14 protein-coding genes are annotated in these 24,166 nt (G+C 63.2%); 7 read left to right on the top strand and 7 right to left on the bottom strand.

The genetic code is table 11. From position 1 onward, the window contains the following. Positions 1-120: 120 nt before the first annotated feature. The 6 genes from ACR9Y2_RS21150 to ACR9Y2_RS21125 are packed head-to-tail and all read left to right on the top strand — an operon-like array spanning position 121 to position 10,098. A complete protein-coding gene (locus tag ACR9Y2_RS21150; RefSeq protein WP_435043644.1) occupies positions 121-1,356 on the top strand; it encodes an alpha/beta hydrolase-fold protein in 1,236 nt (411 codons plus the stop codon). Positions 1,357-1,413: 57 nt separating this feature from the next. Continuing rightward, a complete protein-coding gene (locus ACR9Y2_RS21145; protein ID WP_435043643.1) occupies positions 1,414-2,601 on the top strand; it encodes an alpha/beta hydrolase in 1,188 nt (395 codons plus the stop codon). Between the two features lie 12 nt (positions 2,602-2,613). Continuing rightward, complete coding sequence (locus ACR9Y2_RS21140; RefSeq protein WP_435043642.1) at positions 2,614-4,188, top strand: carboxylesterase/lipase family protein; 1,575 nt, start codon at positions 2,614-2,616, stop codon at positions 4,186-4,188. A gap of 42 nt (positions 4,189-4,230) precedes the next feature. Continuing rightward, the gene (locus ACR9Y2_RS21135; protein ID WP_435043641.1) at positions 4,231-6,771 is read left to right on the top strand and encodes a glycoside hydrolase family 9 protein; all 2,541 of its coding nucleotides are present in this window, start codon (positions 4,231-4,233) and stop codon (positions 6,769-6,771) included. Positions 6,772-6,817: 46 nt separating this feature from the next. Next, the gene (locus ACR9Y2_RS21130; protein WP_435043640.1) at positions 6,818-7,885 is read left to right on the top strand and encodes an alpha/beta hydrolase; all 1,068 of its coding nucleotides are present in this window, start codon (positions 6,818-6,820) and stop codon (positions 7,883-7,885) included. Positions 7,886-7,932: 47 nt separating this feature from the next. Beyond that, the gene (locus ACR9Y2_RS21125; protein ID WP_435043639.1) at positions 7,933-10,098 is read left to right on the top strand and encodes an alpha-N-arabinofuranosidase; all 2,166 of its coding nucleotides are present in this window, start codon (positions 7,933-7,935) and stop codon (positions 10,096-10,098) included. Between the two features lie 25 nt (positions 10,099-10,123). Here ACR9Y2_RS21125 and bla read toward each other — a convergent pair whose 3' ends face one another. From bla to ACR9Y2_RS21090, 7 genes are all read right to left on the bottom strand, one after another. Then, entirely contained in the window at positions 10,124-10,978 is an 855-nt protein-coding gene (gene bla, locus ACR9Y2_RS21120) for a subclass B3 metallo-beta-lactamase (RefSeq protein WP_435043638.1), read from the bottom strand. A gap of 10 nt (positions 10,979-10,988) precedes the next feature. Next, positions 10,989-14,354: a carboxypeptidase regulatory-like domain-containing protein gene (locus ACR9Y2_RS21115; RefSeq protein WP_435043637.1), complete on the bottom strand. Its 3,366-nt coding sequence runs from the start codon at positions 14,352-14,354 to the stop codon at positions 10,989-10,991. A 169-nt stretch (positions 14,355-14,523) separates the two neighbouring features. Next, positions 14,524-16,053: a malectin domain-containing carbohydrate-binding protein gene (locus ACR9Y2_RS21110; protein ID WP_435043636.1), complete on the bottom strand. Its 1,530-nt coding sequence runs from the start codon at positions 16,051-16,053 to the stop codon at positions 14,524-14,526. A gap of 168 nt (positions 16,054-16,221) precedes the next feature. Further along, positions 16,222-17,376 (bottom strand): alpha/beta hydrolase-fold protein, encoded by a 1,155-nt coding sequence (locus ACR9Y2_RS21105; RefSeq protein ID WP_435043635.1) that lies wholly within the window; start codon positions 17,374-17,376, stop codon positions 16,222-16,224. Continuing rightward, on the bottom strand, positions 17,373-18,551 hold the full coding sequence (locus tag ACR9Y2_RS21100) for an alpha/beta hydrolase-fold protein (protein WP_435043634.1): 1,179 nt from the start codon (positions 18,549-18,551) through the stop codon (positions 17,373-17,375). The genes ACR9Y2_RS21105 and ACR9Y2_RS21100 overlap by 4 nt, the downstream gene beginning before the upstream one ends. A 20-nt stretch (positions 18,552-18,571) precedes the next feature. Further along, positions 18,572-20,593, bottom strand: a complete 2,022-nt coding sequence (locus tag ACR9Y2_RS21095) for a sialate O-acetylesterase (RefSeq protein ID WP_435043633.1) — start codon at positions 20,591-20,593, stop codon at positions 18,572-18,574. A 52-nt stretch (positions 20,594-20,645) separates the two neighbouring features. Further along, the gene (locus ACR9Y2_RS21090) at positions 20,646-22,742 is read right to left on the bottom strand and encodes a family 43 glycosylhydrolase (RefSeq protein WP_435043632.1); all 2,097 of its coding nucleotides are present in this window, start codon (positions 22,740-22,742) and stop codon (positions 20,646-20,648) included. 373 nt (positions 22,743-23,115) lie between these two features. On the opposite strand from ACR9Y2_RS21090, the gene ACR9Y2_RS21085 reads away from it, so the two are divergent. After that, positions 23,116-24,165 carry a TAXI family TRAP transporter solute-binding subunit gene (locus tag ACR9Y2_RS21085; RefSeq protein ID WP_435043631.1) on the top strand — a complete coding sequence of 350 codons (1,050 nt, stop codon included), beginning with the start codon at positions 23,116-23,118 and terminating at the stop codon, positions 24,163-24,165. Position 24,166 lies beyond the last annotated feature (1 nt).

The raw sequence follows: 24,166 nt of genomic DNA, 5'->3' as shown, positions 1-24,166 counted from the left end.
CTACAAGGCGTGAACAGGATATACAGTACCGAACCTAACCCTTGGACGGAATTGGATGATAGCATCCAGCTGGACCTCGCGAGAGGTCGCTAACCGGCCGATGGATGGAGGTAGTTCACCATGCAGGTTCAAGTGCGCGGGTTGCTGAGTTGCGCCGCGCTGATGGTTGCGGCGAGCCCGATGTTCGCCCAGGGAACGGGCGAGTGCCGGCCATCCACGCTGAATATCCCGGGTGCACAATACCCTTGCGTTTATGCGGACCACCGGGCCACATTCCGCCTGGTGGCTCCGGACGCGCAGAAGGTCCAGCTCAAGGTGGGCAAGACGTACGACATGGTCAAGGGCGAGGACGGGGCATGGACTGTCACCACCGCGCCGCTGGTCGAAGGGTTCCACTACTACTCGGTGGTGGTGGATGGCTCGACGGCGGCGGATCCGGCCACACGGACGTTCTTTGGCTCCGGCTGGGACAACAGCGCAATTGAGATTCCCGAAGGGCCGGAGGTGGACTACTACCTGCCCAAGGACGTGCCGCACGGCCAGGTGAGCCAGCGCTGGTACTTCTCGAAGGTCACCGGGAAGTGGCGGCGCTGCTTTGTTTACACGCCGCCGGACTACGATGCCGGGAAGTCACGCTACCCCGTGCTGTACCTCATGCACGGCTGGGGCGAGAACGAGCAGGGCTGGCATGCCCAGGGACATGCCGACTTCATCCTGGACAATCTGATCGCGGCCAACAAGGCCAAACCGATGATCATCGTCATGGACAATCTCAACGCTGTCAAGGCGGGGGAAGATGGGTCGATCTTTACCTCACGCGGCCTTCGCCCCCCGCCCAGACCCGCTGCGGCAGCAGCGGCCGGAGGACCTTCGAACCCTCCTCCGGCCGCGCGCAGCGGCTTGGCGGCCTTCACCGGAGCGACCTTCACCGAGATGCTGCTGAACGACCTGATCCCGACGATCGAGAAGACTTACCGGGTGCGCCCCGGGCGGGAGAACCGGGCGATGGCCGGGCTCTCGATGGGGGGCATGCAGACGTTTCTGACGACCCTGTCGAATCTGGATAAGTTCGCCTACATTGGCGGATTCAGCGGCAGTACGGGCGGACGGGGCGGCACGTTTGATCCGAAGACGTCCAACAACGGGGTGTTCGCGGATGCGGCTGCGTTCAATAAGAAGGTAAAGGTGTTGTTCCTGGGCATCGGGTCAGTGGAAGGCCCGGGAGCCAAGACCTTCAGCGAGAACCTGAAGAAGGCGGGCGTGAACAACGTCTACTTCGAGTCGCCCGGGACGGCGCACGAGTGGCTGACGTGGCGGCGGTGCCTGAACGACTTCGCACCGCGCTTGTTCCGTTGATCCGCAGCGGACTGCCGTCGGGCCCGGACAGAATCGAAGCCGGTCAGCGCCAGCAACATGGTCAAACAAGCGATCCTCCTCACCTCCATGGCCTTCGGGCTGATGCTGGCGCAGCCGGCGGACGACTCCACGCCGGCCACGTCGAACGTGCTGAATGCTCAGTATCCGCGCATCCACTCCGACCTGCGCGCCACGTTCCGGCTGAACGCTCCCGATGCCCACAAGGTGCAGGTTTCGATAGCGCACGGCCGGTATGACATGAGCCGCGGCGCGGACGGGCTGTGGTCGGTCACCACTCCGCCGCTGGTGCCCGGCTTTCATTACTATTCGTTCAACGTGGATGGCGCGAGCGTCGCGGATCCTTCCAGCCATACCTACTTCGGCGGGAGCCGCGATTCCAGCGGAATTGAGGTCCCGGAGAAGGGTGTGGACTTCTACGAGGCAAAGAACGTGCCGCACGGCGAGGTGCGCATCCGGTGGTATCTCTCCAAGGTCACGGGCCAGCACCGCCGGTGCTTTGTGTACACGCCGCCGGGCTATGACACGAACCCGCGGAGCCGGTATCCGGTGCTGTACCTGCAGCATGGCTCCGGGGAAGACGAGACAGGCTGGATCTTCCAGGGGCGGGCGAATCTCATACTGGACAACCTGATTGCGGCCGGCAAGGCGAAGCCCATGATTGTCGTCATGGAGAACGGGTATGCCAGCAAGGGTGGGCAGTCGAAGCTACCGGCGGCGGCGACGGATCTGGACAAGCCCGCACCCAGGGTGGGCGGCTATCCCGCGGACACCAGCGGCTTCAACGACGTGATGCTGCAGGATGTGATCCCGATGATCGACGGCGCTTATCGGACGCTGGCGGATCGCGAACACCGGGCGATGGCCGGCCTGTCGATGGGCGGCAACCAGACCTGTCAACTGACGTTCCGTAACCTGGACAAGTTCGCCTGGATTGGTGCATTCAGCGGCACGGGCAATGGCCTGAGCACCGCTCCGATCGATGTAAAGACCTTCATCGGCGGAGTGTTCGCGGATGGCGCGGCGATGAATGCGAAGTTGAAGCTGTTGTGGATCGGGATGGGCACGGAAGAGCCCGACCCGTTTCCGGGGGCGATCGGCGCCTTCCGGAAGATGCTGGACCAGGCCGGAGTGAAGCATGTGTACTTCGTCTCTCCGGGCACAGCGCATGAGTGGCAGACCTGGCGCCGCGACCTGAACGATTTTGCCCCGAGGCTGTTCCGGTAGAGCGCGGAAGGAATGAACGTGAAGACTCTCTGTACCCTGCTGTTGATCCTGAACCCGGCCGTGCTGCCGGCGGTGGCAGCGCCGGCGCCTGTCAAAGTGGGGGGCGGCCTGGTGCAGGGCGTGGCCGATGGAAACCTGACGGTATACAAAGGTATTCCGTTCGCGGCGCCGCCCGTGGGCGACCTGCGATGGCGCGCACCGCATCCGGCCGCCGGATGGCAGGGGGTCCGCGCCGCCACGCAGTTCGCGCCGGGGTGTATTCCGGGAATGGGAGGCCCCCCTACCGGCGGAGTGAGCGAAGACTGCCTGTACCTGAACATCTGGACACCGGCCAAGTCGCCGAAGGACCGTGTTCCGGTCCTGGTCTGGATCTATGGCGGAGGCTTCAACGCGGGCGCCACCTCGGTGCCGGACTACAGCGGGGAGAAGCTGGCGCAACGGGGTGTGGTGCTGGTCAGCATCGCTTACCGCGTTGGGATCCTGGGCTTCTTTGCGCATCCTGAGCTGAGCGCCGAATCGCCCCAGCACGTCTCAGGCAACTACGGACTGCTGGACATGGTGGCAGGGCTGCAGTGGATCCAGAAGAACATCGCGGCCTTCGGAGGAGATCCGAAACGGGTGACGATCTTCGGCGAGTCGGCGGGCGGGATCGCGGTGAGCATGCTGAGCGCCTCGCCACTGGCGAAGGGCCTTTTTCACGGAGCGATCTCGCAGAGCGGCGGCTCTTTCGGACCCTCCAGCCTGGCACCCGTACCCGGCGAGAACATGCGGGTGCTGGCGGACGCGGAAGCTTCCGGCGTCGAGTTCGGAAAGACAGCGAACGCGCCGTCGCTGCAGGCGCTGCGGACATTGAATTCCACCCAATTGGCTGAAGCGGCGCGCAAGCAGCGGGGCATGGCCTGGCCGATCGTGGACGGGTGGGTGATTCCGGATGATCAGTACCGGCTCTACGAGTCAGGGCAGTTCAACGATACGCCGATACTGGTGGGCTACAACTCGGACGAAGGCGCAAGTTTCTCGCCGGCCCGCACACCGGAGGATTACATCGCGGGCGTGAAGAAGCGCTATGGTCCGTTCGCGGACCGGCTGCTGCAGGCCTATCCGACAGAGGCGAGTTCTGTTCCGAAGACGGCGCGGGACCTGATGCGGGACTCGGCTTTCGGCTGGCAAACCTGGGTGTGGGCGAGGCTACAGTCCCAGCGCGGCAAAGGCAAGGCCTACTACTACTACTTCGACCAGCACCCCGAGGACAAAGCGGGTTCTCCGCACGGCGCCGAGGTGGTTTATGTGTTCGAACACCTGGATAACGGCCGGCGGACTGTCACCAGAGAGGACAGGCAGATTTCGGATGCGATGGCGGCGTACTGGACGAACTTTGCGAAGAACCTGCGGCCGGACGGCGAGGGGCTGCCCATGTGGCCCGCGTTCAGCGACAGGAACCCGGTGGTCATGTACTTTGCGGGGAAGCCCCATACCGGGCCGGTGCCGAGCGAGCCCTCGCTGCGCGTACTGGACGGCTACTTTGCGTGGAGAAGAAGTCCAGAGGGAGCGGTGACGAAGCCGCCGGAGCGCAAACCCGCGCATTGAGAGTTCAACCCTATTTGAAAGTCGATTTAGCCAGGCAGTTTTATGTTCCAGCACTTACGAGCAGTCCTGGGGATCGCGCTGATCCTCTGCCTTTCCTTATCCGGCGCGGATGTCGCCATGAAGGTGACCGAGAGCGGTTACCTCGATGCGCAAGGCTTTAGCGTCATTCTTTATCACAGTACGTTTCATCCGATCTTCCTCGACCAGAAGACCACCGCCATGGAGATGATCCTGCATGGCCAGCGCATTGCGACGAACGGCGATGTGAGGCTGCTGGCGACGCCCGAGCAGTGGGACCAGGTGGCGCAACTGAAGGGCAAGCAAGCCGATAAGGACAACAACCGCCTGACAGCCACCTTGTCCTATCCCGACTACCAACTGGATTACCGCGTGGAAGTGGCGGCCGAACCGGGTGGAGTGCGCGTGAGTGTGCATTTAGACAAGCCGCTGCCGGAGAAGCTGGCGGGCCGCGCGGGTTTCAATCTCGAGTTCCTGCCCTCGGCGTATATCGGGAAGAGCTATGCGCTGGATGGGAAGGTATTCGGTGTGTTTCCGCGCAGTCCCGGGGATCCGATGGAGAATGTCGCGACCTCGGCCGACGATCCGAAGCGGTTGCCGTACCAGCGGGAGTGGGACGAAGCGAGGGGCTACCTGCAGCCGCGTCCGATTGTCACAGGGCACAACATCACGATGGCGGTGGAAGATCCGCTGTACCGCATTACAGTGCAGTCGGAGAACGAAACGCTATCGCTTTACGATGGCCGCAACCGGGCCCAGAACGGCTGGTTCGTGCTGCGCACGATGATCCCGGCGGGCAAGACTGATGGCGCGGTGGTGTGGCACATCCGGCCGGACGTGATACCAAACTGGACGCGTCCGCCGATGATCGCGCACAGCCAGGCGGGTTATCCGCCGGACTTTCCGAAGTCGGCCATCCTGGAACTGGATCCGAAGTTCAAGGGGCCGGGCACGGCCAAGGTGATGAGGCTGTCAGAGGACGGTACGTACAGGCAGGTGTTCGAGGGTCCCATCGCGGCGCGTGTTCCATGGCTGCGTTACGAGTATGCGAAGTTCGACTTCTCCGCGGTGAAGGCAGCCGGGCTATACGTGATTGAGTACGCCGGCCAACGGACCGAGTTGTTCCCCATTGCGAAGGACGTCTACAGCAAGTCGTGGCAGCCCAGCCTGGACACCTACCTGGCGGTGGCGATGGACCATGTTTCGGTGCGCGAAGGATACCGGCTGTGGCATGGCGTGTCGCACCTGGACGATGCGCGTCAGGCGCCGCCGAACCAGCAGCATTTCGATGGCTGGTCGATGGGGCCGAATATCGACTCACCCTACAAGCCGGGGGAACACATTCCCGGCTTGAATGTCGGCGGCTGGTATGACGCCGGGGACTTCGACATCCAGACCCGCAGCCAGTTCTCGGTGATCCAGGACCTGGCGCTGGCGCATCGCGAGTTCGGCCTCAAGTGGGATGAACTGACGGTGGACTGGAAGGCCCGTGCGGTGGAGATGCATCGCCCGGATGGGACATCGGACACAGTGCAGCAGGTGAAGCATGGAGCGCTGCAGGTGTTGGCGCAGATCAAGGCGGTGGGGCATGCGTTCCCGGTGATCGAGGAGCCGACGCTGCGGCAGTACACGCATCTCGGCGATGGCGCCTCGAAGACGGACGGACGGATCTATTCCGCGAAGCTCGGCCCGAATGATGTGGACGGCAACTTCTCGGGCAATCCGGATGACCGCTGGGCGTTTACGACCAAGTCGGCTGGCATGCAATATGGGGCGGCGGCTTCGCTGGCGGCCGCGGCTCCGGTGCTGAAAGGCTTTGACGACGCCCTGGCGAAGGATTGCCTGGAGACGGCGGTGAAGATCTGGGAAGACGAGCATGCGAACCCGACGCCGAGCGTGAGCCGGCCCGGGTCGTTCACTCCGCCGGCCGCGATGCTGGCGGGCGAAGAGTGGAATGCGGCGGTGCACCTGTTGATCGCCACGAACGGGGGAGAGGCGTACAAGAAGCGTGTGGTGGAGATGTTCCCGACCGTGTCGCAGCGGTTCGGGTTTGGCGCCTGGTCCGCCGTGCACATCCTGCCGCTCATGGATAGCGAATTCAGGAAGCAGTTCGAGGCAGCCACGAAGACCTACGTGGCGCAGTTGGACAAGGAACTGGCTGCTACTCCGTTTGGAGTGCCGCCCAGCCGGGGCACATGGGGCGGTTCGGCGGCGGTGATCGACCTGGGCGTGCGGATGTACTTCCTGCACAAGGCGTTTCCCGAGATCGTGAGCAAGGACTACACGCTGCGTGCGGCGAACTACATCCTGGGCTCGCATCCGGTGTCGAGCACCTCCTATGTGTCGGCGGTCGGCACGAGCTCGAAGCTGAAGGCATACGGCAACAACCGGGCGGACGGCTCGTACATTCCCGGCGGTGTGATCCCGGGTTATATCGTCATCCGGCCCGATTTTCCGGAGTGCATCGACGACTTCGGATTCCTGTGGTTTGAGAACGAGTATATTGTCGGCGTGGCCAGCAGGTGGATCCTGGCGGCCAATGCGGCGGACGCGCTGGTCCGGTAGGCGCGGCCATTTGCCGGATCAACAACGAAAACAAGTGAGGTTCACCATGCAGAAGATTCTCTCGCGTGTTGCGATGATCGCGCTGGGGCTGGCTGTGCTGGCCCCGGCGCAGGTCAAGACGGAAGTTCCGCCGGTGGAGGCCAGCGCCAAGCCGGCGACCGTCGAACCGATCAAGATTCACGGCGCGGCGCTGGAGGGCAACCTGGAAGCGAACGCGGTCGAGCGCGACGTGCTTGTCATCCTGCCGCCCAGCTATGCGAAGGAGAAGAAGCGGCGGTACCCGGTGGTGTATGCACTGCACGGCTACAGCATCGGGGCCGAGCAGTGGTCGAAGGAGATTCACGTTCCGCAGACGATCGAGGGCGCGTTTGCGAAGGGCGCCCAGGAGATGATCGTGGTGCTGCCCGATTCGAAGACGGTCCACAACGGGTCGATGTACTCGAGTTCGGTGACGACGGGCGACTTCGAACAATTCATTGCGCGGGATGTGGTCGCCTATATCGACGCGCATTACCGGACTATCCCGAAGCGGACGAGCCGCGGGCTGGTGGGGCATTCGATGGGTGGTTACGGCGCGAGCCGGATCGGCATGAGGCACTCCGCTGTGTTCGGGAGCCTGTACATCATGAGCCCGTGCTGCATGTCGCCGCGTGGCGGCGGGCCGGCGAATCCGGCGATGGAGAAGGCACTGGCCGCGGTGAAGTCTCCTGCGGACTCGGCGACGCTGCCGTTCGGGTTGAGGGCGCAGTTGGCGACCGCTGCGGCGTGGTCACCGAATCCGAAGAATCCTCCGCTCTACCTGGACTTGCCCACGAAGGACGGCGTGGCCCAGCCGGACGTGATGGCGCGCTGGACGGCGAATGCTCCGTTGGCGTTTGTGCACCAGTACATCGGGAACCTGAAGATGTACCGGGGGATCTCGATGGACGTGGGCGATCAGGACGGCTTGAAGAACGACGCGACAAAGCTGCATGAGGTGCTGGACACGTACGGCATTGCGAATAGCTTCGAGATCTATTCCGGTACGCACACGAGCGCTGTGGCGGTGCGGTTCCAGAATTACGTCATGCCGTTCTTCAGCAAGAACCTGTGCAGTGGAACGAACTGCCAGTGACCCGACGGAGATGTTGACCGGAAGTGCAGTTGAATTGGAGTTTTGACATGAAATGCGTTTCGACCTGGTGCGCGGCGCCTGTGCTGTTTGTGGCTCTCGCCGGAGCAGCGGCGGCCCAACCCGTGACTGCCAGGATAGATGCCACGCGCACAGGACAGCCCATCAGCCCGCTGGTGTTTGGCGGCTTCATGGAGCCGGCCACGACGCAGGTCTGGGCTGAGATGCTGTCCGACCGGAAGTTCTACTACGAGATCAACTCGAAACCGGAACCCGCCGCACCCGTCGGAGGATTTGGCCGGCGTGGGCCCCGCCGGCGATGGCTCCCGGTCGGCGGGGATCAGTTTGTGGTGATGGACAGCAAGAGTCCGTACGTGGGGGAGTGGAGTCCGCTGATCCAGGTGGAGGCGGCGTCGCCGCGCGGCATCGGCCAGACGGGGCTTGCGCTGCGCGCCGGCAGGGCCTATGTGGGGCGTGTTGTGCTGAGCGGCAGTCCGGGGGTCAAGGTGGATGTGAGCCTGATCTGGGGACCGAATCCAGGGGACCGCCAGACGGTGAGTGTGGGGACGCTGACAGCGGGCTATGCGAAGTTCCCGCTGAAGTTCACGGCAAAGGCTGACACTACGCAGGGGCGGTTGGAGATCACAGGGAGCGGCGGCGGAGCGTTTCACATCGGGGCGACGTCCCTGATGCCGGCGGACAATGTCTCGGGCTTCAAAGCCGCCAGTGTGCGGCTGCTGAAGGAACAGGGCATCGGGATCGCCCGCTGGCCCGGCGGCAACTTCGTATCGGCCTACGACTGGCGCGACGGGCTGGGGGACGCCGACCGGAGGCCGCCACGGCGCGAGCTGGCCTGGAACGGGATGGAGACGAACGACATGGGTATCGACGACTTCATGACGTTCTGCCGGCTGCTGAATGCGGAGCCCTACATTGCGGTGAATACGGGGTTGGGTGACGACCACTCGGCGGCTGAAGAGGTGGAGTATGTGAACGGCCCGGCGACCAGCCCGATGGGCAAGCTGCGCGCGGCCAACGGGCACGCGGCTCCCTACGGAGTGAAGATCTGGGGGATCGGCAACGAAATGTACGGTCCGTGGCAGTGGGGCCACATGGATGTGACGCAGTATCCGGACAAGCACAACCTGTTCGTCAGGGCGATGCGGAAAGTCGATCCGGCGATCAAGGTGATTGCTTCGAGCGCGACTCCGGAGGAGCTGTCCTGGACGTACATTGAGAACCGCCAACTGGGCACCTTCCCGGAACGGGAGGCGGTGAGCGATAAGGTGCCATACGGCTTCGGCACGAAGTATGACTGGACGGGCGCCCTGCTGGCGCGTTCGGCGGATTACATTGACTATCTCGGCGAACACTTCTACGGCTATCCTCATCTGGCGATCGACGGGCCTTCGCAGCAGTTCGTCGAGGCCAACGACTCGATTGCGGATCGTGTGCGGCGCATGCCGAACAAGGTGCAGATGAAGTTCGAAGCGTGGGAGGAGTACCTGAAGCGGATGCCGTCGCTGAAGGGCAAGGACATCCGGTTCGCGTTTGACGAATGGGCGCCGAGGAACCGGCCGGTGAGCGCGTCGAGCCCGGCTCCGGCCAGCAGCCTGATGTTGAATCCGATGACGAATGCGCTGGTGTATCACGAGTTCTTCCGGCACTCGGATATGGTTGCCCTGGGCGTGGCCACGGGTGGGATGGGCACGCTGGCCCTGGATCCGTATGGTGAGGCGATCGGCCTGCGGATGGAGGGGTTGGTGATGAAGGTGCTGCACGACCGGTTTGCCGGCGCGCTGCCGGTTGCCGTGACGGGGGATTCGCCGCAACGCACGATCAAGGGCACGGTGTGGGTGGACCTGCCGGAGCGTCCATCGGGCAGTTCGACGTATCCGCTGGACGTGGTTGCGGCGCTGAGCGCTGATCGCAAGAAGCTGGTGATCTCGGTGGTGAATCCGACAGAGGCGAACCAGGAATGCGAGTTGAAACTCGGGGGCGTCGAGGCGGGCGGAGCGGCGAGAGTGTGGCAACTGACCGCGCCCGCGGGCAGTGCTCCGGCGCCAGTCGTGCCGGGTCGTGGCGGGTTTAACGGTCCTCCAGCGACGATGGCGGAGAGTACCCTGGCGGAAGCGCCGCGGAAGTTGACGCTGCCACCCGCCAGCATCAGTGTGTACGAGATCACGCTGCGTGCTGGAGGCACTCAGCGGCCGTAACGGGCTGCAAACAGGCCAGCAGGTGTCACCGCTGCTGACGCTTCAACTCCTGGAGGAAGGCTTTTTCCCGCTCCGCCACATAGGCGGTATAGCCAGCGGGGTCGATGAAGACTTTGGTTCCCTGGGCCGGCAGGTGGGCGAATTTGCCTTCGAGGCCGTAGTAGTCGCCGTGAGCGCCCAGGAAGATGTCGCAGTGCAGGGCTTTGAGCGTCGCGAAGGTGCGGACGAAGTCCTGCGCAATCCCGGGATAGCGCGGGTTCTTCACAAGCTGGAAACCGGCGTTGACATTGACGCTTCCGACGATGACGACGTCATAGGTTCTGCTGTCTTCCGTCACCTGCATGGTCCAAGTGGTACAGCCTTTCGTGTGTCCACCGGTGAGATGGGCGGTGAGTACGGTTCCGCCGAGTTTCACCTGGTCTCCGTCCTGAAGGACGCGGTCTACTTTGGCCGGGGGATAGAACGATAGCGGAGAGCTGTGGTAGAAGAAGTCGGATTTCCCCCCGTCCTCGGTGACAGCGACGTCGGGCTCCATGACCGCGTACTTCGCACCGGTGCGCTGCTTGACCAGCGCGCTGCCCGCGTTGTGGTCCCAGTGGGCGTGGCTGATCAGCAGGATCCTGACATCGGTGAACCGGAAGCCGAGTTGGGTGATGCCGGCCTCGATGAGGGGCACCGAGCTTTCCAGGCCGCTATTGATGAGGATGTGGCCCTCGGGCGTGGTGATCAGGTAGGAAGCGAGCCCCCGCGTGCCGACGTAGTAGAGATTGCCGGCGATGCGATGAGGCGGAAAAGGCTCGCTCCAACTTCTGGCGTTCTGTGCCAATGCTCCCACCGCGAAGAGCGCGGGGAGAAGGCATCGAATCGAAAGGTTGAGCATCTGGCGTTGTCTAGAAGACGTATTTCAACGCGAACTGCATCTGCCGCATGCTGACGGCCGTGGAGGTGATGCGGCCGAAATTCGCGCTGCTCAGATTCGCGGTGGGGAAGCCCCAGACCGGGTGATTGAACAGGTTGTAGCACTCCCAGCGGAACTGGAGTTCGTGGCCCTCGAAGGGCAGGCGGAAGTTCTTCTGCACGTTGGAATCCAGCATGAACCCGGCGGGTCCGGGCACGGAATTGCGCGCGGCATTGCCGAACTGGTAGACCGGCTGGAGGATGAACGCGGCGGTGTTGAACCAGCGTTCCGTCGTGGGCGTGTCGAGGTTGACGGATTGACCGGAGGCATCCGGACGATCGGTGTTGATGTTGGTGTTGGCGCGATTCACGCCGGCGCTGGGATTGATGTGGAAGCCGGAGCGCCAGGTGCTGATGCCGCCCACCTGCCAGCCTCCGGCCAAGGCATCCAGGAAACCGTTGCGGATCGCCATCTTGCGGCCCTTGCCGAACGGCACATCGTAGAGTCCGGAGATGACGAGGCGGTGCCGGTTGTCGAAGGCTGAGAGGCCGCGATCGCACAGCATGCAACGGCCGTCCTGTGAGAAGAGGGAGTCGCTGTCGGAGGTTCGGATCCCGCTGGTGGTGTCGATCGACTTCGACCAGGTGTAGGAGACCAGCGCGGTGAGTCCGCTGGAGTAGCGCTTGGTCAGCTTGGTGCCCAGGGAGTTGTAGTTGCCGCGGCCGCCGTTCTCGACGAGGACGAGCAGGCCCCAATTGGGATAGGGGGACCGGCTTGCGTTGGAACCGGGACCCGGCACCGACGCGCTGACGCCGCGATAGGATTCCAGGTGCCGGCTGACGGAGGCGAGGTAGCCGGCTTCGAAGGACAGATCCTTGGCGAGTTCGCGCTGCACGTTGAACAGCCACTGCATCGAATAGGGGGTCCGGCGGTCGTATTTATTGGAGAACGCCTGGGGCGTGAGGATGTTCGCGACTGAGCCGCTCAACGCCGCCGCGCCGGTAGCCCAGGTGACTGTTGGGAAGTCGGAATTGTCGTCGTTGCGGGTACGGCCGGCGGCGTTCCGTGCGACATCGAAGCGGGGGTTGCCCTGGTCCTGGTTGTAGAACATGCCGGCTCCGGTGCGGATCACCCACTTGGAGGTTGGACTCCAGGCGAGTCCGATGCGTGGCGCGAAGTCGTTGTTGTCGCGGTTCACGAGGCGATTCCCCAGGCGGCCATCCTGGACGAGCGGGATGTTCGGCCAGCGCACTCTCAAACCGCTGTAGGGGTCACCGGAGCTTAGCCCCTGGCGGAGGAACACCGGGTAGCGGCTCTGGTCCGCCACGTTCGGAGTATTGTCGAAGGCGTTGAAGAAGACGGTCGTGAGGTTGCCGGAGATGTCTTCCCAGGGCGGTGTGTTCTCGTAGCGCAGGCCGAGGGAGAGGGTGACCTGGGGGCTGAGTTTCCAGACGTCGTCGAAATAGAGCGCGAAGCTGGTGGCGCGAAACTGGGCCGCCGCGATTTGCGCCGCGACTTCCGTGAGGGTCACGTTGCCCAGGAGGAAAGAGGCGAAGGCGTCGCCCTGGGTGGGAAGACCGGAGCCGGCGGTGAGGGCTCGCGGGTCTTGGGTAGGGGTAACGGCGAAGCTGAAGCTGCCGCGTCCAAACTGGTTGCCCACCTGGTTGAACTGATCGCGGCGGACTTCGCCACCAAAGCGGAAGGAATGCCTGCCCTTCGTGATCGAGGTGTTGTTGAGGAACTGGAGGGTGCTGTTCTTGTTCTCGAACGGCCCATCGGTGCTGTCGCCGATGCCCTGGTAGTTGGCAATCCCGATGGAGGGAATGCCCCAGGAGACGGGATCGCCGCCTTTCAGCCCGGGAATCGACAACTCATCCACAACGTTCCGCTGGAAGGCCAGGAGCGTGCCTACCGAGTTGTAGAAGCGCGTGTAGCCGAAGCGGGTTTCCGTCACCATGGAGGGAGACAGGGTGCGGGTATTCGAACCCATGTATTGCTCGAGGTTGGTGACCAGCTTGGTGCCGTTCTGGTTGAGGCCGGGGCTGGACTCGTTCTCGTCGCCCCAGCTGTAGCGGCCGGCCCACGAGGATTTGGGCGACTCGTTGTAGTCGAGACGGACGATGAACTGATCGCGGTTCTGCGGCCGGGCCAGCGCCTGTACGTAGTTGTTGGTGACGCCTGGCAGAGTGGGGTTCTGGTAGAACTCGAGCAGCTTCTTGGATGTCGGGCTGATACGGTTGGCCGGGATCACATTGCCGGCGAAAGGGGTTCCGGTAAGGGTGCCATCGGCGGCGCGGGTACGGGTGAGGGGGTCGTAGATCCGGCTGGAGAGCGCGGAGTAATCTCCGTTCTGGAAGGCCGTCGGCGCGAGCGAGAAGAGGCCCGTCGTGTTGCCCCGTTTCCGGAACGATTCGTAGTTGCCCATGAAGAACAGCTTGTCTTTGCCGTTGAAGAGGCGCGGCAGCAAAACGGGACCGGCCAAAGTGAAGCCGTACTGGTTCCATTTGAAGGGGTCTTTCACCGGCCGCAGTGAGGTGAACGCATAGCTGGTAGCGTCCAGCTTGTCGTTGCGGAGGAACTCAAAGACGGTGCCGTGATACTGGTTGGTGCCGGACTTGGTCAGCACGTTGATCTGGGTGGTCTGGCGGCCGAATTCCGCCGGATAGATGCCTGTCTGCACCTTGAATTCCTGGAGCGCGTCGACGGACGGCATGACGACGAAGGTGTTGAAGTTGGGGTCGGTATTCTCGACGCCATCCAGGGTGTAGTGGTTGAAGTTCGTGCGCTGTCCGGCCACCGAGATCGTCTGGGAGGCGCGGATGCCGCCTTGCCGGGCTCCGGCTTGCCCCTGGGTGGAGAAGCCTGTGGACACGTTCGGCGCGAGCGAGACCAATTGCAGGTAGTTGCGCCCGTTGAGGGGCAGTTCGACGATCCGCTTGTTCTCGATGACAGTGCCGACGGTGGCGTTCTCGTTGACCATCAGGGGACTGGCGACCACTTCGACGGATTCGGAGACCTGGCCCAGCGGCAGTTCGAAATCGAGGCGGGCGTTCTGCTGGACCTGGATCTCGACCTGGGTGCGCAGCAGGGTCTTGAACCCGGCCCGTTCGGCCTTCACGGTATAGATGCCAGGCGGGAGGGATGGGAAGGCGTAGCCGCCCGCTTCATTGGTGAACGCGGAGCGCTGGGCGTTGGTCCCAGTGTTGATCACGGTAATGGCGGTTTCGGGAATGGCGGCTCCGCTGGTATCGCGGACTTCCCCGGCGATGGAACCCAGGGTTTGTGCGTAAAGGCCCGCGGCCCCAGATAGAAGGCAGGCCGCCAGGAACAGGCGGGCACCCACTGAGCTTTGCAACATGGCATCTCCCTCTGCGGCGCAATCCAGTGCGCCAATTGAGTAGTGCGAAGGTAAAGGAAATGCAGTTGAGAGAGCAACAGATCGCTGCTAGACGCGAATAGTCTCGCTGGTTAGCGGGCGATGTCTTTTGGAATCAGCGTGGTTACAGATGGGGGTTAATTGGCTACAGTCACTTTTCGGGGGTTAATTCCAACGCGTTGACGGCTGCGTATTGGACGACGGGTTCAAAGGTGACGTCGATGCGGCCCTGGGCGTTGGGCACCACTCCGCGAAACACCTTCTCGATACTGCGCCGTTCGCCGGCTTCCTTGAAGATCTCGAAGTGGTGTAGCAGCGTCGCGCCACCGCAGAGGACGTTGAAGATCCGGCTGCCCGGGCCGCCTTTGCCTCGGTTGTGGGGGCCGAAGTAGGTCTCGGCGAAGAGAAGCCGGAGCCGGTAGCGGCCGGGAGGGACTGGGAAACGATATGTGAAGTTCCCGTAGCGCTGCGATAGAAAGAGTTCCGGGTCGTGGGCGCCGGTGACGATTTCGCCATCGGAGATCTGCCGGCCTCCGGTGTAGTAGCGGTCCAGTTCCCACAGGTTTCCTTCGTGGTCTGTGAAGTTGGCGTTCCGGGTGAAGATGCGGATGGGGAGAGGCCGGCTGGTGTTGTTTGGGATGATTTCAATGGCATTCAACCAGGCGCCGGAGAGAATGGGTTTGAAGTCCAGCGTGAGGAAGCCGTTCTCGGGCGAGATATTGGTGAAGGCGCGGATGTCGGCCGTGTTGGTACCGCCGGCGTCGGCAGCGATGTCGAAGGACGACAACAGCGGCTGACCGTTCATGAGGACATCGAAGATCCTACGGTTCTCCACCCCATCGCCGAGCTCTGTGGGCAGGAAGATGACTTCTGAGAAGTACAGCCGCAGGTCGTACTTGCCCGGCGGGAGCGGGATGCGATAGGAGAAGCTGCCGAAACGGAAGCTGCGGAAGTAGAGTTGATCCGGCGCCCAGCGGATGGTCCGGATGGGCACCCCCATCTCCTGGCCACCAAATTGCCAGTGGTTCTGTTCGCCTCCCGAAAAATACCGGTCGCCGGACCACTCCACGCCGAAGCGATCGACGGAGCGTTCCATGGAAGAGCCCGCGAGGATGCGGACGGGGCGTGGAATGCCGCCGCCCGGCAGGGTGTCGCGATCGGCGGAATTGCGTGGTGGGGAGGCGGGCGCGGCCCGCTGGCTCCGGTACGGCAGGAGTAACAGAACGACGGCTGCGGTGATAAGCGCAGCAGCCGCAAGGCAGGCGATGAGGATGCGCTTCCCTGGGCGGTTGAGGGGTGCAGACTGGATGACCTCGGGGCGATGTCCGGGGTCTCGGATTGCGGGCTCAAACTCCGGTTGGTAGGTGCCGGCGGGAATCACGATGCGAAGGGATTGGGCGGCTCCTTCGTCGGCGTAGTAGTTCCGCAGTCGCTTGCGCAGCCGGGACATTTCGACCCGAACGACAGAGTCGCGTTTCTCGCCAAAGGTCTCGCTGCGGCCGTAGACTTCCGTGGCGATGCTGAATTCCTTGATCTCATGGAACCTTCCTTCAAAGGTCTTCTCGCAGAGATACTTCAGGAGTTTGGCAAGGGCGGGCGCCCGTGAGAACTCCTTGGAATCAAGAACTGCGTTGAGGGCAGCTCTTCGCTCTTCCAGCAGAATCGCCGCGTTGGATGTCATAGCCCCGAATTTAGTGCAGATTGTATCACCTCCCTCGCGAAATACCCCAGGGGATTTTCTGTTGATTGTCCCGGAGGTTGCAGGAGGTGGTTCAGGCGGCGAGTTCGGCCTTGCGTCTATCTGGCCCCGGCGACCTGCCATTCTGCCGGGTCCAGGGAGCCGATCTCCCTAGTTTCTGAACAGCCGTTGAGCGTACTCGTAGAGAGAGCGGCGCCAGGTGAGCCACTCATGGTCGGTACCGGGGGAGTCGTAGGCAACGTATTTGACGCCTACCTTGTCGAGTTCGGCGCGCGCGTGCCTGGCTGCGTCCAGCCGCGATTGCTCGACGGTGCCGGCAGCGATGAACAGCAAACGGCACTTTCGATTGAACTCCACTGCGTTGTTCAGCACTCCGCCATACGAGGTTCTGACGTCCAGATCGCGCATGACCGTGCCACTGAACGAGCCGAAGTGGCTGAATGTTTCGAGGTGGCCGAGTCCGACTTGCATGGCATAGGCCGCGCCCATCGAGAGTCCGGCAATGGCGCGATGATCCCGATCAGCCAGCGTGCGATAGTGCTTATCGAGAGCGGGCAGCAGATCCTTGACGACGACGTCGCCGAAGGTGGGCGAAACCACGATGCGGAAGGATCCGGGCGGCCCTGCCGGAGGACGGAGCGACGGCGGTGTTTCTCCCGGCTTGAAAGCGTAGCTGTTGTCGATGACGACGATCATGGGCACGGCTTTCTTACCCGCGATCAGGTTGTCGAGGATGATGTCGGTTCGCCCCTGGACGACCCAGCCCCGTTCATCTTCTCCACCCCCGTGCTGCAGGAGGAGGAGCGGGTAGCGGGCTTTGAGGTTGGTGTCGTAGTCCGGGGGCGTGTAGACAAAGGCGCGCCGCCAGGAGCCGGTCACGCTGGAGTAGTAGCGGAACTGGCGCATCTCTCCATGCGGGACGTTCTTTACCTCATAGAAGTCGACGCCTTTCTCGGGAATCTCGATGCCGCTGGATTGCCGGCTGGACCCGTAGAAGGTCTCGCTGCCGGGATCGTTGACGGCGACGCCGTCCACCACGAGGGAGTAGTAGTGGAAACCCGCCACCTGTGGCGGAAGGGTCGCGCTCCAGGTGCCGTCTTCGGCGCGCGTCATGTCGTAGTCCTTGCCGAGACGCACCTGGACCTTGCGCGCTTCCGGCGCCTTGAGCCGGAAGGTCACCCGCAGATCGGAATGAATGCGGGGATACTCAGCACCGGGCACATTCGAACCCGCTGGATTCGAGTTGTCGGCAGGCTGCGCCAGGGCGAGGGCGCATACCAGAAGAGCGGGCCAGATGCGGATCATTTCGCCTCCTTGAACAGCCTGGGCGCGAAATCGTGGAGGGCGCGTCGCCAGGTGAGCCACTCGTGGCTGGTGCCTTCCGACTCAATATAGATGTGGCGGATGCCGGCGCTGGCGATGGCCTCGCGGAACCCCTGCATGCCTTTGTACATGGGGGCCGGTTCGGCGGTACCGGTGCCGATCCAGACCAGCTTCATCCGTTTATTGAAGGCCTGCGCGTCGGCCAGCACGCCGTCGAAATCGGTCTTCGTATTGATGACCGGGCCGCCGTTGCCGCCCGGCACTCCGCTGAAGCCGCCCACATAGGCGAATTTGTCGAGGTTGTGCAGGACGATTTCGAAGGTTTGGCCGCCGCCCATGGAGAGTCCGGCCATGGCGCGATGGTCGCGATCGGGCAACGTGCGATAGCGGGCGTCGATGGCGGGGATCAGGTCGTTGATGACCACTTTCTCGAACGCGGGGAGGGAGGAGAGCCGGCGCATGTCGAACGGTTCGCCGGGCGCACGGACATAAGGCCTCTCACCCGCCATCACCGCATAGCCCTTGTCCATCACGATGAGCATGGGCACGGCCTGCTTGTGGGCGATTAGGTTGTCGAGAATGATGTCGGCGCGGCCCTGCACCGTCCAGCCGCGTTCATCCTCGCCGCCGCCATGCTGCAGGTAAAGCACGGGATACCGGAGTTTCTGGTTCGCGTCATAGCCGGGCGGCGTGTAGACGAAGGCCCGGCGCCAGGCCCCGGTTACTTTGGAGTAGTAGCGAAACTGGCGCACCTCGCCTTGCGGCACGGCCTGGATCTCGTAGTAGTCCGCATTTTTCTCAGGAATCTCGATTGCGCTCGACTGGCGACTGGTTCCATAGAACGTCTCGCTGCCTGGATCGTTGACAGCCACGCCATCCACTACCAGAGAGTAATAGTGGAATCCGGGCGCCTGCGGGGGGATAGTGACGCTCCAGACGCCGTCGTCCGCGCGCAGCATGTCGTAGGTTTTACCGAGGCGGACCTGGACCTGCTTCGCCTCCGGCGCCTTGAGCTGGAAGGTGGCCCGAAGATCGGGATGGACGCGGGGATACTGCGCGCCCATCACATTGGTGGAAGCGGGTTTTGAATCACCGGCAGGCTGCCCCAGGGCGAGGGCGCATGCAATTGCGAACCAGGAAATCGTTTTGAAGTACATCGTGGAGGACCTCTTGTGTATCAGTGAGCGGCAGGGCCCTGGGTGATTCCGGGCCAGGTGTCGGTACGGAACGGCGCGGCGGGCAGGCCGGCTCCATTGAAGAGCGTGGCCGCCGGATTCGACTGCCAGGCGTAACGAACCGCCTTGGGGTCGGCAACAGATTCCGAGGAGACGATAATGGCGTCGCCTTCGATGCGGGCTTCCGCCCAGTGCCATTTCCGGTCGTCCCCGGCGATGGAGAATTCGCCGAGTTTGACGCCCTTGACGATGAGTCCTCCATCGGCGTGAGCGAAGTGGAGTTTCAAGGCACCGGGCAGGTGTTCGACCTTGGAGACGGTCGGGCCGACATGGGGTACCTGGCGGCCGTACTGCCCGGCGAGGGCGCAGAGGGCGAGGCGTTCGCCAGACTCCCTTTTGTCGATGGGGTGGATGTTGTCGGGATCGCCGGTGTCGAGAGTGACAGCCAGGCAGGAGTTTGGCACGCTCTGCGCAGTCAGCGCCTGGGCCTCTCGAAACTCCGCCCAGGAATCCTCAACGGGCACTTCGCTGCGATGCTTGAAGGCCGGCAGGCCGACGATGTAGAACGGGAAATCGCCCTGGCCGAAGAGTTTCCGCCAATCGGCGATCATGGCAGGCAGCAGGCGGCGGTATTGGTGCGCGCGCTCGGTGTTGGACTCGCCCTGATACCAGATGGCTCCGGTGAGGGAGAGCGGCGCGACGGGCGCCAGCATGCCGTTATAGAGGACGCCGGGCATGGTGGGCAGGTTCTCGAAGCCGACCGGTAGCGGGTGTGGGGGACGGGCGTCCACGGCCACTTTGCCCTTCCACTCGCCGCTGAGGGGGACCAGTGTGCCGTCGCCCAGGGTGAGCCGCATTTCGTCCGGTTTGCCCAGGAACCCGCCTTCGGGTTTCAGCTTGAACACACGCAGGGTGATCACGTTCCGGCCCGGCTTCAGCACGCCATTGCGAGCGAAATAGACTCGCGGATTCTCGACCCAGGAACTGGCGCCCACCTGTTGCCCGTTGATGTAGGCGGTGTCCATCTTCTCGATCGATCCCAGATACACGCGCGCCATGCCGGAAGGAAGCGTGGCCGGCAGGGTGATCTCTTTGCGGAACCAACACAGGCTAGGCACGCCGGCGACGCCGAGTTCCTTGAAACCACCCGGAATCATTACCTGTGTCCACGAGGAATCGTCGAGAGCGGGATCGGCCCAGGAGCCACCTTTGGAGCCGATGTCGAACTCGTCGTACCAGTGCATGATGTAGTTGCCGTATTGCGGTCCGCCGATCTGGCGCCGGCGTTCGACCTCGGCGAGGCCCGCGTCGAAATCCTTGAGCGGGCGCAGGGCACCGGCGCTGGCAAACGTTTCGGCGGGCACGCCGCCCACTGCTTCCTGAATCAGGCCAATGGGGACATGCACGGATTCCTGGAGTTTGCGGGCGAAAAAGTAGGCCGTGGCTGAGATGCCACCAAAGCCGCCGACGGTGCCTGGCGAGACGATCTTCCATGCACCGCGCGGGACGTCGACGGGCGAGTAGGAGGACTTCTGACCCGCATTGAAGAACCGGATCAGCGGATGATCGGCCGCCTTCACTTCGTCCGCGCCGTTTCTGGCTTGAGCGAGGCCGAACCCCATGTTCGACTGGCCCGCGCAGAGCCACACGTCGCCGACCAGGACTTCGTGCAGAACGACGGTTTGGCGGCCGGAGATCCTGACAGTGTACGGTCCACCGGGTGGAGGCGGCTGGAGGCTCGCCTGCCACCGGCCATCGGCCCTTGCCGTTGCGGTCGCGGAGCTCTCACCGATCTCGACCCGGATGGCATCGCCGGGTTGAGACCAGCCCCAAATCGCGACCGGTTTGCCGCGTTGCAGCACCATGTTGTCGCCGAAGATCGGGCTGACAAACGGAAGCGGAGTTGCCGTCTCGGGAGGCGCGGGAGGCTGGAGTGCGGCGCCGAGGTGGAGGCCCGTGGACAGCAGCAGAGCCGACCCTAGAGCAAGAGAGACGAGGGTTCTCCGGCCTTGAGCGAGTCGCATATTCATCTTCCCGGTCTCCTTGTGCAGCCAATGCCCATGGGTTTCGAGGATCCTAGCGTTGAGCGGGTTTCCAGGTGAAGCAGGAGCCATCCTTGCGGTCCGGCGCCGGTCCGGGATGATCGGCGGACACAAGGCCTGGTTCTTTTGGAGCGGCGATATAGCGGTGCGTCGCCAGCGACAATAGCAGCGTATCGCCGCGCTGCAGGTCCACCCACTGAAACGTCTCCGCGTCACCTGGTTTGCCCGGCTTCAACAAGACTTCGCCGGGTTTGCCGGCGCCCGACACGGAGACAAACTGCCCCTTGGCGGTGCGAAGCGCAATGCGGCCGCGTCCCCGATCCACAACCTGGAAAGCGCTGGCCTTCCCTACCCCGGCCGCCGTCAGCAGTTTGCCATCAACTACCGTCAGGCTGCTTCCGTTCGAAAGGTCAGAGAACGTGATCCACCGGCCGGCCGGAATCGGCTCGATCAGCCCCCTCGGCCGCGGTTCCAGAACGGTGAAGGAATCGAAGTCGGCCTGCCCTCCGGCGGCGCCTGAGGCGTTGTAGTGAAACAGCCCGAAGCGAACGCCCTGAAATGTCTTCAACTGAAACGCTAGCGGAAGTTCGGGGCCGAGATCCTTGAACTCCTTCCCATTCGCGCTGTAGCTGAAGCGGGCGGTCTCCTTGTCGAAATCACAGTGGACCCGAAGCCAGATGCGGGTCCCGGGTAGCGGCTCGCGAACGGGTTTGGCGGTCCGCTGATCGAAGAACTCCAAGGTGAGTTGATCTGCCTGGCGCGAGGCGCCGATCCAGGAGTAAGGCAGGTTCAGGAGGGCCAGACCCGCGGAATCGCCGTTCCTGAGCCCTGCGGCATCCAGTTCCGTTGTGGCGATGGATTCCGGGCCCATGACTCGCTGGGTTAGCGTATCGCGCGCCAACCAGAAGTCCGGGGCGGGCAGCGAATGCAGGCGCAGGTAGCCGGGGCGTTCAGTGAGCGACCACTTGGAGTCGTCGGGCAGATGGTTCCACTGCCAGACCTGTTGGAGCTTGGGGCCGGCGAAACCATCATTGCGATCGTAGGGCGCAGTGAGGGGGCTGGTGCGTCCCGTATTGGGCTTCACCCAGAGGGAGGGCGTGCGGGTGAGATTGCCGGGCAGTCCGAAGTACGGCCAACCGTCGACCCAGGTGACCGGCGACAACGAGGTAAGGCGGCCCACGGCGTTGTGGTCCTGCATGGAGTAACCCCACCACTCGCCGGTAACGGTATCGATGATGCCGCCCTGGTGCAGGGTAAGGCTGAGGCTCTCACTCGGATTGGGCGGCGTGATTTCGAAGGGCGGGGCGGGCCGCCGGAAGTTCTTCGGCCGGTTGCCCTGGCCAATGCCGAGGCTCTCATTCTCGCTGATTGTTTTCACTTCCCAGGGGCCGGCGAGGCTCTCGGCCCGGGCACACTTCATGGGCACGTGCGCGCCGGGGACGGCACTGACGATGTAGTATTTGCCCTTGAGTTTGTAGATGTGCGAGCCCTCGCCCATGCCAAGACTCTTGTCGATGAGGACACGATCGGTGCCCGGCACCAGGGCCGTGAGGTCCGCGTTCAGTTCCACGATTCGTATCGTGGAGGCCCCGTAGACGGCGTAGATCCGGCCATCGTCATCAAAGAGAACGGACAGGTCGTGGAGGCCCTGCTGGATGCGGTTGTGCTTCCACGGTCCGCGAGGATCGGAGGCGCGGAATACCTGCAGCCCAAAGCGGTTCACATTGGCAAAGATGTAGTACGTCCCGTTGTGGAAGCGGAAGCTGGGCGCCCAGATGCCCTGGCCATAGATCTCCTTGCCGTCCTCCAGCCGGAAGTCGGGACCGAGATCGAGACGGTCGAAGGCGTAGCCGATGATGCGCCAGTTCACCAGATCCTGGGAGTGCAGGATGGGCAAGCCGGGCATGGTGTGCATGGTGGTGCCGGTGAGGTAGTAGTCGGGGCCCACGCGGATCATGTCGGGATCGGAGAACTCGTCGTAGAACAAGGGATTCGAGTAGGTTCCGTTTCCGTTGTCCGCAGCCCAGGAGCGCGTCCTGGGCGGCTGGGCGCTAACGGAAAGGGCCGCGCAGAGCATCGCGGTGAGGGCGTAAGTTGTCTGGCGCAGGGCGGTGGAAGATGGAGTCGTCATGAGTCTTTCACAGGATCGGAGCCGGGCTGGCCGGCGCAACAGAGACAAGGGCGGGGACGGTTCCGAAGATGGTCGAACGAGAAACCATGTGAAATTCTCCGGACTAGCGTGACCGCGTGCAGGGCAGTTTGGCCCACACTGGCGAACCACCCTGCACGCGCTTGCAGGAATGGACAGCAGCGAGTCTATCGCGGAGCGAATTGAGAGTCAAACCCGACTCGAGAAAGCGCAGTCAGGCGGCTTTGACTTCCAATGCCCGATGCAATAGAGTTCAGTGAAAGCGTTACCAGCGACCTTCGCCACCTGAGACGATTTCGCCCCGGGGTGAGGATTGCGAAGGGAGCCGGAATACCCCGCAAACAGAGGTGACCACTTGGCAAGACTAAGCCAATCGATGCCGCGCCTGGCGGCAGTCCTGTTGACTGCCGCGGTACTCGCTGCTGGACAAACCGGGATCCAGGACAAGCGGCCGGTATTTGGCGGCGCATGCCGCCTGTGCCCGTGGGGCGCGATGGCGGAGGTTGTCCAGGCGGCGCTGAAGCCGTACGGCTACGACGTGCAGATCTGCTACAACTGCAATGCGGTGGACGCGCCGCGGATCGTGAGCGAAGCACGGATGCCGCCGGCGTACAAACCGGATCCCGCCGTGCCCGAGATCCTGGCTCCGCGCAACGTGCCGGGACTTGGCGCCATCGACTTCGGTGCTGTTGCGATCCAGTTCCTGCGCAACGCATATAAGGGAACGGGGCCATACTCCAAAGACAAGCCGCGCACCAACCTGCGGTTCATTGCCAACATCCAGGATCCCAGTTATGTGCTGGTGGCGGCCAAGGCCGAAACCGGGATAACGGACCTTGCGCAGATCAGGCAGAAGCGGTGGCCGGTGCGGATCCTCACCGCAGGCATTGGCGGCGACTCGACCCGCATCCTGGCTCATTTCGGCCTGACCAGGCAGGCCATCGAGGAGGCGGGCGGGCGGGTTGGCAATACGGCAGAGGACCGTGAGAAGTTCGACGTTGTCATCGGAGGCGGCGGTCCGATGACGACCGCGCCGGAGTGGAGAATCTGGACGGAGATCAGCCAGAAGTTCGACCTCACTTTCCTTCAATTGCCCGACGGATTGCTGGCTGAACTTGCGACGGCCGGCGAACAGGAGCGCGGCGTGATCCCCGCGGGGCTCTATCGTGGGATCGACCGACCCATGCCCAGCGTGGTGCGCACCGGCACCGTAATCTATGGCCGGGCTGACATGCCGGACAGCTTCGCTTATGCCGTTGCGAAGGCGATGGATGAGCAGCAGCAACTGCTGCAGTGGCGGCATTTGAACTTCTCGTACAACGTGCACACGGTGTGGAAAGGGTATGAGGTTCCACTGCATCCCGGGGCCGCCCGCTACTACAGGGAGATGGGCTACATGAAGTAGC

The organism is Paludibaculum fermentans (genome assembly GCF_051172195.1).
GTDB lineage: Bacteria > Acidobacteriota > Terriglobia > Bryobacterales > Bryobacteraceae > Paludibaculum > Paludibaculum fermentans_A.
The sequence above is the reverse complement of the archived record's forward strand: the minus strand, read 5'-3'. Positions and strand labels throughout refer to the sequence as shown.

Bases quoted from the DNA above. Each gene is read 5' to 3' on its own strand.
- ACR9Y2_RS21100 (WP_435043634.1), bottom strand. From the start codon at position 18,551: ATGTACTTCAAAACGATTTCCTGGTTCGCAATTGCATGCGCCCTCGCC.
- ACR9Y2_RS21105 (WP_435043635.1), bottom strand. From the start codon at position 17,376: ATGATCCGCATCTGGCCCGCTCTTCTGGTATGCGCCCTCGCCCTGGCG.
- ACR9Y2_RS21145 (WP_435043643.1), top strand. From the start codon at position 1,414: ATGGTCAAACAAGCGATCCTCCTCACCTCCATGGCCTTCGGGCTGATG.
- ACR9Y2_RS21135 (WP_435043641.1), top strand. From the start codon at position 4,231: ATGTTCCAGCACTTACGAGCAGTCCTGGGGATCGCGCTGATCCTCTGC.
- ACR9Y2_RS21095 (WP_435043633.1), bottom strand. From the start codon at position 20,593: ATGCGACTCGCTCAAGGCCGGAGAACCCTCGTCTCTCTTGCTCTAGGG.
- ACR9Y2_RS21130 (WP_435043640.1), top strand. From the start codon at position 6,818: ATGCAGAAGATTCTCTCGCGTGTTGCGATGATCGCGCTGGGGCTGGCT.
- ACR9Y2_RS21125 (WP_435043639.1), top strand. From the start codon at position 7,933: ATGAAATGCGTTTCGACCTGGTGCGCGGCGCCTGTGCTGTTTGTGGCT.
- ACR9Y2_RS21110 (WP_435043636.1), bottom strand. From the start codon at position 16,053: ATGACATCCAACGCGGCGATTCTGCTGGAAGAGCGAAGAGCTGCCCTC.
- ACR9Y2_RS21140 (WP_435043642.1), top strand. From the start codon at position 2,614: ATGAACGTGAAGACTCTCTGTACCCTGCTGTTGATCCTGAACCCGGCC.
- ACR9Y2_RS21150 (WP_435043644.1), top strand. From the start codon at position 121: ATGCAGGTTCAAGTGCGCGGGTTGCTGAGTTGCGCCGCGCTGATGGTT.
- bla (WP_435043638.1), bottom strand. From the start codon at position 10,978: ATGCTCAACCTTTCGATTCGATGCCTTCTCCCCGCGCTCTTCGCGGTG.
- ACR9Y2_RS21115 (WP_435043637.1), bottom strand. From the start codon at position 14,354: ATGTTGCAAAGCTCAGTGGGTGCCCGCCTGTTCCTGGCGGCCTGCCTT.
- ACR9Y2_RS21090 (WP_435043632.1), bottom strand. From the start codon at position 22,742: ATGACGACTCCATCTTCCACCGCCCTGCGCCAGACAACTTACGCCCTC.